The organism is Winogradskyella sp. PC D3.3 (assembly GCF_054366245.1).
In genome coordinates, this window is record NZ_CM135962.1 from 590,801 (window position 1) to 603,991 (window position 13,191).

The following is a 13,191-nucleotide window of genomic DNA, read 5'->3' on the forward strand; positions in this document are numbered from 1 at the left end:
AAAATTAATCATTTAAAAAAATCAAAATGTAAGCGCCAATATATTCCGTATTTTTAAACTTCATTTATAGCACTTCACTTTGAAAACACAAATAAGCATTATAGGTTGTGGTTGGCTAGGTTTACCTTTAGCTACTAAATTAGTTGAAGAAGGCTTTACCATTAACGGTTCTACGACATCTGAGACTAAGTTACAAGTATTGCAAGAGCATCAGATCAATCCGTTTTTAATCACTTTAAATGAAACCGCTGTTTTAGGTCCTTATTCCAAATTCTTAACGGGAAGTGAAACCGTAATTATTAATATTCCACCTGGATTAAGAAAACAGCCTACTAAAAATCATGTTGCAGAACTAAAACATTTAATGCATAAAATTGAAGCACAGGCCATAAAACAGGTATTATACATTAGTTCTACCTCTGTATTTGAAGACCAAGAAGATTTCCCCATAATAACAGCAGACAGCATTCCAAATGCCAGTTCAGACAGTGGAAAACAACTTATTGAAATAGAACAAATGCTTCAAGCTAACTCTAATTTTAAAACAACAATTTTACGTTTTGGAGGCTTAGTGGGTAATGAACGCCATCCTTCTAAGTTTTTATCAGGAAAAACCAACATTTCAAATCCTGAAGCTCCAATTAATTTAATTCACCAAACCGATGGTATTGCTATTATTGTTTCCATTATTAAAAATGGCTTATGGAACAAGACATTGAACGCAGCATACCCAGAGCATCCTAATAAAAAAGACTATTATTTAGACTATTGTAAGCGTGAAAAATTACCACGTCCAGAATTTAATTCTTCAGAAAAAAGTAAAGGAAAAATTATACAAAGTAAAATACTGGTACAACTTTTGAATTACACCTTTAAAGTGCTGCCATAGAAATTAATAGATTTTTAAGACCATTTCTTATTAATTTTTATAGATTTAGCACTTTAAAAAACGAAAAAATTAAAGAACAATAAACACAGAACAGATGAAGACGATTACAATTGCAATTCTTATGTTATTCTCAGTAAGCGCATTTGCACAAACAAATACAGAGTTAAAAAAACATTTTGAAGCTTATTATAAACAAATGAAAGCGCAAGGTGATAAGCAAGGTGTTATTAATGCCATGACACACCTTAACATTTTAGAACCTTCTGAAGCACGTAAAGACACTTTAGCTTACGTTTACCTTTCCGAAGGACAGTATATGCAAGCCTTAAACACTATAGGTGTAGAAAAAAACGCGACGGATTCTGACATGAATGTTGAAGTTAAAGCTTTAGCCTTAAAAAATCTTAATCAGATAGCAATGGCTTTAGAGCATTTCGAAGTACTCTATAAACGTAACCCAAATGTATATTTAGCATACGAAATGGCTGATATGAAAATTCAGACGAATGATTTAGCAGGTGCACGATTAAACATCGATTACGCTATGGCCAACGTTACAGACGACATGAAACGTGCGTTTTACGAAAAGCAACAACCTTATGAAACGTCTATGAAAGCTGCTTTAACATATTTAAAAGGGCTTTTAACGTTTACAGAAAACAAAACAGCTAATATGGATGCTGCTCTAAAATTAATGAACGATGCCTTAGCCATTGACCCTAATTTTAATTTAGCTAAGATTAGTAGAGAAGCACTAGAAGCTCAAAAAGCACAACGTGCACAAAGAGCCGCTGCAGAGAAAAAAGGTTAAGCCTAATCTCTCTTTAATAAAAAAAAGCAGCTCAATGAGCTGCTTTTTTTATACATTTTTAATGTTTACCAGATTCTAACACGATCTTCGGGTGCTAAATACATTGCATCACCTTCCTTAATATCAAATGCTTCATAGAATGCATCTATATTTTTTAAAGGTTGTGTTGCTCTGTAAACACCTGGAGAATGTGGATCTGTTTTTATCTGAGACCTTAATCCATCTTCTCTGGTTAATGTTCTCCAAACTGTTGCCCAAGACATAAAGAAACGTTGCTCTGGTGTAAAACCATCGATATTTCCTGGTCTTCCATTCTCTTCATAATATAATTGTAGACCATCATAAGCCCCTAATACACCACCAAGATCACCAATGTTTTCACCTAAAGTAAAAGCTCCATTAATATAAACGCTATCTAAAACCTGAATAGCAGAATACTGATCTGCTAAAGCTTTTCCTCGTTTTTCAAATTCAACCAAATCTTCTGGAGTCCACCAATTATTTACATTTCCATCTCCATCAAAACGGGCTCCAGAATCATCAAAAGCATGTGAAATTTCATGGCCAATAACCGCACCAATACCACCATAATTTACAGCTTCATCTGCTGTATAATTATAAAACGGAGGTTGTAAAATAGCTGCAGGAAAAACAATTTCGTTATTCATTGGGTTAAAATAAGCATTAACCGTTTGAGGAGCCATTCCCCATTTTGATTTATCAACAGGTTCGTTAATATCATCAATATTTTTCTTTTGCGCCCAAGCACCTACAGCTAACATATTCTCTGCATAAGAATTACCTTCTTTTACTTGCATCGCTGAATAATCTTCCCACTCATCTGGATAAGCTATTTTAACCGTAAATTTATCGAGCTTCGCAATAGCTTTCTTTTTAGTTTCTTCACTCATCCAATCTAGTTTATTAATTCTATTTTGGAACGCCTTAATAACATTAGCAATCATTTTTTCTGCTTTCTCTTTTGCTTCTGGCGGAAATTTTGCTTGTACATACAATTGACCAATAGCTTCACCAACAGTACCATCTACAGTACCTAGAGCACGTTCTTTTGCTGGACGCATCGCTTTAGAACCATTAAGTGTTTTACTATAAAACTCCCAATTAGCCTTTTCCATTTCTGTGGTAAGCATACTTGCAGCATTATCTAATGTACTCCAAGTCATAAGTGTTTTTATATCTTCTATAGAATTAGTTTTCAAAAACGCATCCATAGCTTTTAGATACTTAGGTTGCATAACCATAAGGGTATCTACTTTTTTCTCAATCCCCATGTCATCCATTAATTTTTGCCAATTAATAGAAGGTGCCATTTTTTGTAAATCTGTAAGCGCTGTAGGATTATTAAAATTTCTAATATCTCTACTCGCTACTTTATCTAAACGTGGCTCTGCCAATTGCGTTTCTAACGCTAAAATCTTTTCTGCTGCAGTGCGCGCATCAGCTTCAGAATAATTGATAAATTGAAGCATTCTTGTAATATGATCTACATATTTACCTCTTATCTCTTTCGTTTTTTCATCTTGGTCTAGGTAATAATCGCGTTGCAATCCTAATCCACCAGGGAATACCCACGCAATATTCATGCTACTATCATTAAGATCGGCACTAGCTCCAATACCTGCAAACGGTGCGCTAACCCCTAATGTAGACGCGTAAACCGTCTGCATATCGCTAAGGTTTTTAACCCCATTAATCTTATCTAATAAAGGCTGAATAGGTTTAATACCAGCTTCATTACGCGCAAGCGTATCTAACTCAGATTCATAAATTAATAATGCTTTCTTTTGATCAGAACCTTCTTTATACGTTCCTAATTCTTTTGAAACATTTAAAATCTCTAAAACATCTTGTCTTGTAGATTTGCGTAAGACTCCAAATCCTCCCCAACTAGTTTCATCATCTGGAATGGTATTATTCTTTGCCCAATTTCCATTGACATAATTGTAAAAATCTTGTTTTGGATCTACCGAAGTATCCATATTCTCCAAAACAATTCCGGGTATTTTTACCTCTGTCATGGCAGAATCTTTTTTGACCTCTTCCTTACACCCTACTAGTGTAATAAATGCCAAACTTGATAGCGCTAATGCGCGACTAATATTAGTTTTCATAGTTTATGTTAATTAGTTTTAATTAAAAGTAATTGCGTATAAGACCCAAAAAGCATTGATTTGTTACAAACATATTAGATATTATTCTGGTTGAATTTTACTGTACTCATCACTTTCTAGTTTCTTATTAATCTGATAATTAAGATTAGAAAATGCCGTAAACAGAGCTTTAATACTTAATGTTTTCTCACGTCGATCAATATTATCTAAGGTTAAATTTTCGTTTAGCTTTAAAAGCGCTGTTTCAACAATAGCATTACGCGATACAATAGGGTTTGTTCTAAACTGATCTGGCATTTGTACCTTAAACTCATTTATAAACTTTTTTAAGAGTTCTATATCACCATTAAAAAAGGAAAAGTCTGCTTTCTTTAAATAACTAATTTGTGTTGCTAATTCATGGTATTTTTCCCAAGTTACCATCGCTTTTTCACTTTCACTACTAAGTGCATAATCTTTATAATCTATGCTTTCAATAGTTTTAGCTGTAATTTTCGCATTCTGCTCTACTGCTTCTGTTGCTTCTAATGCTGATGTCCCTTTAGTATCATCGTCACAACCTATAGCCAAAACACAACTTAAAACTAAAACTAACAATCTAATTTTCATATGTATTTACCAATTTGAATGTAAATATACTAAACTATCCTTTTTATGACTTAGTATATACTCTTGAAACTAAATTGTGGAATTCATAATTAAACGGTCTTTTTCTGAAAATTTTAATATTCCGAAGCATTAATTCTTATTACTTTTGGCGATAATTTAAAAAAAACAGATGTCTTCAAAAATATTAATCATAGGTGCCTGTGGGCAAATAGGAACAGAATTAACAGCTAAGTTAAGAGATATCCATGGTGCAGATAACGTTATTGCCAGTGACATTAACACGCGCAAGTTAGATTTAGTAAATGCTGGACCTTTTGTAATTTTAGATGCTAAAAACTTTAATGCCATTAAAGATTGCTGCATTAACCATAATGTTGACACCATTTACTTAATGGCTGCCTTACTAAGTGCTACAGGTGAAAAATACCCAATGGAAGCCTGGGATTTAAACATGAACTCATTGTTTCATGTCCTTAATTTAGCCAAAACAGGACAAATAAAAAAAGTATTTTGGCCAAGTAGTATTGCTGTATTTGGACCAACAACCCCAAGAGAAAATACCCCTCAATATACCATTTGCGAACCAACAACGGTATACGGCATTACCAAGCAAGTCGGAGAACGCTGGTGCGAATATTACCATAATAAATATGGTGTAGATGTAAGAAGCATTCGCTATCCAGGTATTATTAGTCATAAAGCCATGCCTGGTGGTGGTACTACGGATTATGCCGTAGAAATTTATCACCAAGCTATAAAAGAAGGCACATACGAAAGCTTCTTAGACCAAGACACAAGTTTACCTATGATGTTTATGGACGACGCCATAAAAGCAACTACAGACCTTATGGCTGCGCCTGCTGAGGATTTAACTATAAGATCGTCTTATAACTTATCAGCCATCAGTTTTACTCCAAAAGATATTGCTGAAAGTATTAAAGCCGAACTACCAGAATTTACAATAACCTATAAGCCTGATTTTAGACAAGCTATTGCCGATAGTTGGCCATCGTCTATTGATGACAGCGTAGCTCGTAAAGATTGGAATTGGTCGCATGATTTTGACCTTAAAAAAATGACTTCGGAAATGTTAACGCAGTTGAAGAAGAAGTATCAGTCATAGCACAAATATCATATTTACATAAATAAAAAAAAGCAAGAGAAACCTAACTCTTGCTTTTTTGCTCTACAGAATTTAATACTATGAATTATCAATCAGTAGTAGTATTCAGCATACTCTTATAAACAATTCCTTTAGAGGATTCTAAGTCAGCTCCAAGTAAATAAGCTGATAGGGTGGGAATATCTTCCATTTGTATTTCAGGAAAAACTATGCCTTTTTTAAAATCAGGACCAAAAGCTACAAAACCAGTTTGGATATTTTTAGTGTCAGGATATTGACCATGCTTACCACCATGTGCCGTTTTAATTAACTCCCCATCTCTATCATTATTAAAACTAAAACCATCGTTTGCCGTCAAAGCTAATACTGCATTTGGATTGGCTCCTCTAGAAGTCATGTCATCCCTTGAAATAATTCTAAATGCTTTTTTGACACTAAAAGGTAAACTTTCAAGTTTCTTTACAATTTTATCTAATGCTTTTTTATCGTTTTTATTCCCCAAATGTAAGAATGCCGAACCACCAGTACTTAGAAAGAAGGTTTCTTTATCAAGCAATCCTAATTCTTTCAACCACAGATTGGGAGCTATACTAGAATGCACTGTATAAAACCCATGATCACCTGTGATGATAATATTGGTTTGCTCTAAAATATCCGCTTTTTTTAAGGCATCAATTATAGTACTAACAGCTTGGTCTGCACCAGCAATTGCCTTTTCCACACCAATACCATCACGTCCATTTTTATGCTGTGCACCATCAGTATTTGGCAAATGAATCGTTAATAAATTAGGTGTATACGTTCTAATTATATAACCTGCTATTCTAGCTAAATTTTGATCCATGCTTAAGGAACTTAAGTTATAATCCTCTATTTCTAAATTACCTGTAGCATTACTTATAGCCTCTTCAAATAACCCTTTAGGCGTTGCATACTTTTGAGTAGCACCACGACGATCTCTGGGGTTATCAAATGACCATATTTCTGGTATATTATAATCTATAACGGTTGCATTTACCGTTATAGGCCAAGAAACAGAGGCTGTTTTTAGTCCAGCGTTTTTTGCCGCTTCCCATAAGGTTTTAGCTTTTACAGAATTAAAATCATAATACCAATTCCCAGGAGTACCTTCCTCTGAGACTTTAGTGTTGTAATAGATCCCATGCTCATCAGGCCCCACACCTGTTATTAAAGTGGTATGTGATGGGTATGTAACTGTTGGAAAAATACCATTTACACCTTGTGAGGCAATTCCATTATTTGCTAAATCTTTAATGTTGGGTGTTGGCCATTGCTCTTGCAAGTAGAAGTCTGGCCTAAAACCATCGATACTAATAACAACTAAGTGTTTCGCTTCTTGTGCAGCGATTAGGTTTAAACCAAAACACGTTACGATTACGACAAAAATATATTTAAATAACTGTTTCATATTATAGAATTAATTGAAAGGCAATACATGATTTGACGTTTTATTTTCTACTAATACGCGATTCATATCGTAAAGCATAGTCACATTTCCTGTTACCTCTTCTACAGTAAAATCATCTAAACCTAAATTTAAAGGGATAAAACTAGGTATGGTAGGTTGTGTAAACTCATCTGAAATATTAGCATTGTTTAACTGCTCAGTTTGAGAAACAGGAAACTTAATCCCTAAATCATTTGAACGTCTACCTTCACTAATAAAAATCTCTTGACGCATTAAATAAATAAGATACAATACATCATCTGTATTTCCTGAAGCATCAATATCGCTATGGGTTACACTTGTACCAGAAACGGTATAAACCGGAATTAAGTCTGACTGGCTATCTAAAACATAACCTGATTGAAACCCTTGTCCGCTTTCAAAGCTAACCGCTACGGCTGTCGTTGGATAATCTTGTCTATTAGTACCATTTCTCAATTCTTCACTATCATCTAAATACATAATTGGTCTAGAAACTAGCACGTTATCAAGTAGGTTAATTAATGTAGATTTAGCCATTTCTAAATTATTTTCTGCAGCATAAGCTTCTGCCAAAATTAAATAGGCTTCTTCCACTTTAGCTAGAGACAAGGATTTTTGATCTTCTGAAGCTGTTCCTAAATCAAAGAATTTAGGGTCTAAAAAGTCTAACCTTGGAAGTGGTGCAAATCTATTCTCACTAGCCGTAAAGGTGGCATTTTGGATTTCATTAGGAACACCATTGGCACCATCAAATTCTACAACAAACAATAAGCTATTATTACTCATTACTGTTAACGCCAATGATTTCGCATTCGCTACATCTCCTAAACTACGGTACACTCTAGATTTCAATAACTGGTAGGCTAAAATGGTTTCCGAGTTACTTTCGTTTTCTATGGCAAGGTCTAGATAACCTAAGCTAGCTTCTAACAATTCGCTTGAAGTATAAGCTTCACTATTGCTATTCATAGGAAGACCTGTAAAATTTTCGCCAGATAAAATTAACGCATAAGCTTTTGCAAAATAAGCATAAGACCATTGTTGAGTTGTAGCGTCTGGATCGCTTGGTAGTACTGTTTCTAAAGCATACTCTGCCATTTCTCTTAATGCTCCAATTTCAACCTGCATACTATTTCCATCGATATCTGTATAGTCAATTTGTGGAATATCGAATACCTTATTGTAAAGGGTATAGTTATTAAAATAATTATCAGACACCATTTCCGAATTAATTACGATATCATTTATGGTTAAAGCCAGCTGTCTTTTAATACCCATAATCCAACTGGTAGCTGAATTGTTATTTTCTAGGAAATCATCTTCGGTAACATTAGGGTTATCAACACAAGCGGTAAGTGTCAGAACCAAAACTGTGATGTATATATAAATTGTTTTCATGTTTTTTGTTTTTAGAAATTTATTTTTAATGAGGTTAAAAATTCTCTAGGCGCAGAGTACGTAGCATAAGATATTCCTCCATTAGAGGCACCACCTTGGCCCGTTGCGGAACCACTAATTGTTGCTTCAGGATCAAACGACGATGCGGTAAAATTGAGTGGATTATTAACACTAAACCCAATTAATATAGATTTAATGGTCTTGGTATTTTTAGGTATTAAATTATAATTTATTCCAATCGTTCTAATTTTTATAAAATCAGTCTTTTCTGTGAAAAGATTTGTGAAATTTAACCAATTTGAAGTTCCATTAGCTTCCACCTCTGCTTCTGGCACTATATCATCTGAAGCTCCATAGAGAAATCTAAACTGCTGGTCAAAACTATTTGCATAAGCTCCTTTTTGATAATTACCATTTGCAAAGAGACTGAAGTTTTTATAGGCGAAATTCATGCCTAGGTTACCAAATAAATCTGGGATAGTAGTCCCTAAATAAGATTGTGCTGTAGTGGACTCTAAAACACCATTCTCATCAAAAGTTCCATAGTTTCCTCTTATATATCCTATAGGATACCCTTCTTCTACCACAGTTTGAATGGTTCTTGCACTAAACCCATTAATATTAAATGGTGCTACACCACCAGAATCCACCACTAAGTTATCTAAAGTGTTTATAGACACATTTAATGAGAGCGTTACATTTTCTGTCTGTATAGGAATAAAACTTGCATTTATTTCCCAACCTTTATTTTCTATTTCACCTATATTATATAATTGACTACTTGCATAGCCACTAGATGGTGTTAGTGGCACGTAAAATAAAGCATCTTTAGTATTGGCGTTATAATAGCCTACTGATAAGTTGACTCTATTATTAAACAATGCTGCGTCTACACCTACTTCAAATGTTGTTGTTTTTTCAGGTCTTAAATCTGGATTTCCAGATTGTCCAAAAAATGCGGCTTGTTCTCCTAAAAAGCCATCAAAATCTATGGTTCTTTCATTTACAAAAGCAGGAGGTAAATTACCTGCCACACCATAATTTCCTCTTAATCTTAAAGAATTTATAGCCGTTGAATTAGCCAGCCAAGGTTCTGAACTCAATAAATAAGAAACACCAGCTTTAGGATAGTATTGCGTACCAATATTATCACCAAAGGACGGGTTACGATCCCCTCGAATACCTAAGTCAAAGAACAACTTATCTTTAAAGCCAATATTTTCTTGAAAATAAAAGCCATAGTTGAGAACTTCTGCCAAATATTCTTCACTCGTTTTTATAGCGGCATCGCTAATGGTTTCTGCTCCGTCTCTAATATTTGTCCCTACGTATTGAATTTGATGATCTGAGTTTCTGAATAATTGACCACCTACGGTTGAGATAAATGAAAACTGACCTGTTTCAAATTTATGTTGTGCACTTAATTCTAGCGTAATCCCAAAGTATTTACGTTCTATATTAGCAATACTTCCTTCGTCTGTAACGTTAGTTTGACTCGTATGCGATAAATATTCGTTGGTCTGAATGGTTTGATCGTTCTGAACTCTATAATCAATACCTCCAATGAATTTAGTTTCAAAATTATTCGTTGGTTTATAAGCGAAACTTTGAGACGTTGTAAATCTATTAATAGAGATTTCGTTGTTTTGTAATTCTTCCGCCGTTTTTACAAAATCATTTATGTCATTAAACTCCGCAGAACTAAGATCATCTAATCTATTGTTAAATCCTTTTAAAACAGACGCTCCACTTTCTGCAAACCACAAACCAGTATACCCGCCTTGGTTACCATTTCGGTTTCTATTGTATATGTTATTCACGTAAATAAAGAAACTATTATACGTTACTTTTTCTCCTAAGTTTGCTTTAAAACCAGTACTAAAATCCACTTTTCTATTAGCATTATTATCTGCGATCTGAGCACCAGTATTGTCTAAAAAATTTCCAGAAAAACTGTAACCAAAACCGTCGGAGTTTCCACCACTTATACTTAAGTTATATTTCTGGTAGGTTCCTGTGTTAAATAATAAGTCTTTAGTACGATCAAAATATAGAAAATCTGTCGTTGGTGCTACGATTCCCATTTGAGTTGAAGCTGTAATTTGCGTACCTCTAGAGCTTCCTTTTTTAGTAAAAATCTGAATCACTCCATTCGCTGCATCTGAGCCATATAATGTTGTTGCAGCTCCACCATTAATATATTCAATTCGGTCTATATTATCCATTGGAATATCGGCAATAGAACTCATAGCCGCACCTTGTGCACTACCTCCACCTAAGGCACTAGTTGTATTTAAGTTATCCATACGTACACCATCTATATAAAATACTGGTGTTGAACTTAGGAAAGCAGAATTAATACCTCTTGATCTGATTAAGGTTGTTGCTCCCGATTGGCCTCCCGTAAAGTTAATCTGTGTATTAGGCAATTTAGTTGCAATTAACTGGTCTATACGTTGCGACGGTAATCCGGCTAAATCTTCAGACTTAAGGACTTCAACGTTACTAGATAATCTTTTTCGTTGTACACTTGCGCCTTGTCCTGTAATAACAACTTCGTTAAGTGCTGCAAAATGAGGTTTTAGATTAATTGTGATTTCTAATTTACCTTCTAAAGGATAATCTACGTTTTCATATCCGATATAAGTAATTTTCAACATCTTAGTATCGGCAGGAACTTTGATTGTAAACTGGCCATCATAATCCGTTACCGCACCAATATTATATGCTGTAGCGTAAATATTAGCTCCAAGCACAGGCGTATTAGTTTCATCATACACCACACCTTTTATAGTGATATTTTCTTGACTAATTTTAGAAACTGTTTCGGCGATTGGTTTTACAAGTATGCCGTTATCGGTGATTTTAAAATCGATTGGTGATTTCTGCTTTAGTGTCTTTAAAACAGCTTCTAAAGGTTGATTATTGACACTTAAATCTATTTTAGTGTTTTGGTAAAGCTCGTTAGAAATATAGATAAATTTTAAATTGGTTTGTTTTTCAATTAAATTAAAGACCTGAATTAAAGATGCTTTTCTTAGCTGTAAATTAATGGTGTTATTATTATTGTAATAACTCTTAGTGTTGCTATTTATCGGATGTACACTTCCGTAAACATTGAGCCAACTTGTTAAGATGATGATTGTGCTCAATATGAATCTATGATATTTCATAAAGTTGTTGTTATTTTTTTTAATTAATGGTTAGTTGTTAGTGTTATAATATCGTTTGGGATTAAAAAGGATGGATTAACGAGTAGCTGCATGTTTATACATACTACTTAAACCTATTTATATTTATACTAATATGCTTTAGAGCTAGCCCAATATGATTCTCTACGGTTTTAGGGGTTATTTCTAGTAGTTCTGAAATTTCTTTATATTTAAATCCGTCAATTCTGCTCATTTCAAAAATTTGACGTGTGCGTTTTGGTATAGATTCTAAAACATTTTTAATGACATTTTTATTAATTTCTTTTTGTTCGTTAGCTATAATTTCATCTTCGACACTTGGATAAAGACTGTTAGCATTTAGGTGGTCTTCATGTTGTAGTGGTCTAATTTGGTAATTGTTCTTAACTCTTAGGAGATCGTTTTTTAGTATGGCATAGATATATGATTTTGGATTTTTAATTTTATTAAGCTGGTCTCTATTAGACCATAATTTGATGAAAACATCATCTACTTTTTCCTCTATGATATGATTATTAGATTCGAATAAAACACCGAATCTGCAAAGGTTTTGATAGTATTTTTTGAAAAATAAAGCGAGCGCTTTAGTATCACCTTCTTGTATCTTTTCAAATAAATAATGGTCATCATTTTTGATTACTGAATGCCGAATGCTTTTAATCTTCATATTTTTTGAGTTATTAGATATTCGTTATGACTCACCTTCTTTATTTTAACATCAGCAATGAATTCTATTGAGTTAATAAATTCATCAATGTCTTGTTCCTTAAAAGCACCTGTAATCTTTTTTTGATTAATTTTTTCATCAGTAATCTTGAAGCTTACTCCGTAAAAACTATTTATTTTATAGAGTGCATCTTTGAATATTAAATTATCGAGAATTAACATATTATCTTTCCATGCTAAAGCCTTGGTGGTATTGAAGTTTCTTTTAGTAACATCTGAAGTTTTAATGTTATATATAAGCTCTTCTTTCGGTAACAAATTAAGACTGTTTTTAGACTCCTTAATTAACACATTCACTTTACCACGTTCTAATGAAACTGATTTATTATCAGATGCTGTATTAACGTTAAATGCGGTTCCTAAAACCGTAATATTTAAGTCTTCTGTATGAACTACAAAGGGTATATTTTCATTATGAGTAACATCAAAGTAAGCCTCCCCTTTTATATAAACACGGCGTTGATTTCTGAAGTCTGAGTTATATTTGATTTCGCTTGAAGCATTCAAAATAACAAGACTACTATCAGGAAGGTACACGGTTTCTCGCTGACCTTTGCTTGTAGTAACCTGATTGATATAGCTTAACTCGTTTAAAGGTAAAAAATAACCATAGGCTATAAATATTAAAGTAATAGCAGCCAGACTAAATGCGACGCGATTAATTACTTTTCTCTTTTGTTTTATATGTCTTTGTACAACCTTAGATTTTAATGGCACTTCTTTTTGCTCATGATACTCCTTTAAGCTAGCTGGATAGTTCTCCCAAATTAATTTATAGTTTTCGTAAGTTGATTTTAACTCATGATCTCAAGTCAGTTCTATTTCGAAAATAGCTCGAGCAGCTGTAGATAACTCATGCGTT

At 33.6% G+C, this 13,191-nt stretch carries 10 protein-coding genes; 3 read left to right on the forward strand and 7 right to left on the reverse strand.

Going from position 1 to position 13,191, the window contains the following annotated elements:
• The first annotated feature begins 79 nt into the window (after positions 1 to 79).
• Both ACXGSQ_RS02575 and ACXGSQ_RS02580 read left to right on the forward strand, forming a co-directional pair.
• Positions 80 to 889 carry a Rossmann-fold NAD(P)-binding domain-containing protein gene (locus ACXGSQ_RS02575; protein ID WP_458628085.1) on the forward strand — a complete coding sequence of 270 codons (810 nt, stop codon included), beginning with the start codon at positions 80 to 82 and terminating at the stop codon, positions 887 to 889.
• 94 nt (positions 890 to 983) lie between these two features.
• Positions 984 to 1,700, forward strand: coding sequence for a hypothetical protein (locus ACXGSQ_RS02580; protein ID WP_458628086.1), 717 nt, complete (start codon positions 984 to 986; stop codon positions 1,698 to 1,700).
• Between the two features lie 65 nt (positions 1,701 to 1,765).
• Here the strand turns inward: ACXGSQ_RS02580 and ACXGSQ_RS02585 are convergent, their stop codons facing one another.
• Together ACXGSQ_RS02585 and ACXGSQ_RS02590 are read right to left on the reverse strand one after the other, a co-directional pair.
• On the reverse strand, positions 1,766 to 3,832 hold the full coding sequence (locus tag ACXGSQ_RS02585) for a M13 family metallopeptidase (RefSeq protein WP_458628087.1): 2,067 nt from the start codon (positions 3,830 to 3,832) through the stop codon (positions 1,766 to 1,768).
• Between the two features lie 81 nt (positions 3,833 to 3,913).
• Positions 3,914 to 4,441 carry a hypothetical protein gene (locus tag ACXGSQ_RS02590; RefSeq protein WP_458628088.1) on the reverse strand — a complete coding sequence of 176 codons (528 nt, stop codon included), beginning with the start codon at positions 4,439 to 4,441 and terminating at the stop codon, positions 3,914 to 3,916.
• A 169-nt stretch (positions 4,442 to 4,610) separates the two neighbouring features.
• On the opposite strand from ACXGSQ_RS02590, the gene ACXGSQ_RS02595 reads away from it, so the two are divergent.
• Entirely contained in the window at positions 4,611 to 5,564 is a 954-nt protein-coding gene (locus tag ACXGSQ_RS02595; RefSeq protein ID WP_458628089.1) for an NAD-dependent epimerase/dehydratase family protein, read from the forward strand.
• A gap of 88 nt (positions 5,565 to 5,652) precedes the next feature.
• On the opposite strand, the gene ACXGSQ_RS02600 is transcribed toward ACXGSQ_RS02595, so the two are convergent.
• From ACXGSQ_RS02600 to ACXGSQ_RS02620, 5 genes are all read right to left on the reverse strand, one after another.
• Entirely contained in the window at positions 5,653 to 6,993 is a 1,341-nt protein-coding gene (locus tag ACXGSQ_RS02600; protein ID WP_458628090.1) for an alkaline phosphatase family protein, read from the reverse strand.
• A 9-nt stretch (positions 6,994 to 7,002) separates the two neighbouring features.
• Positions 7,003 to 8,412 carry a tetratricopeptide repeat protein gene (locus ACXGSQ_RS02605; RefSeq protein WP_458628091.1) on the reverse strand — a complete coding sequence of 470 codons (1,410 nt, stop codon included), beginning with the start codon at positions 8,410 to 8,412 and terminating at the stop codon, positions 7,003 to 7,005.
• Between the two features lie 11 nt (positions 8,413 to 8,423).
• The gene (locus ACXGSQ_RS02610) at positions 8,424 to 11,585 is read right to left on the reverse strand and encodes a SusC/RagA family TonB-linked outer membrane protein (protein WP_458628092.1); all 3,162 of its coding nucleotides are present in this window, start codon (positions 11,583 to 11,585) and stop codon (positions 8,424 to 8,426) included.
• Between the two features lie 103 nt (positions 11,586 to 11,688).
• The gene (locus ACXGSQ_RS02615; protein ID WP_458628093.1) at positions 11,689 to 12,270 is read right to left on the reverse strand and encodes an RNA polymerase sigma factor; all 582 of its coding nucleotides are present in this window, start codon (positions 12,268 to 12,270) and stop codon (positions 11,689 to 11,691) included.
• On the reverse strand, positions 12,267 to 13,046 hold the full coding sequence (locus ACXGSQ_RS02620; RefSeq protein ID WP_458628094.1) for a FecR family protein: 780 nt from the start codon (positions 13,044 to 13,046) through the stop codon (positions 12,267 to 12,269). Before ACXGSQ_RS02620 ends, ACXGSQ_RS02615 begins: the two co-directional genes overlap by 4 nt.
• Positions 13,047 to 13,191: the final 145 nt, after the last annotated feature.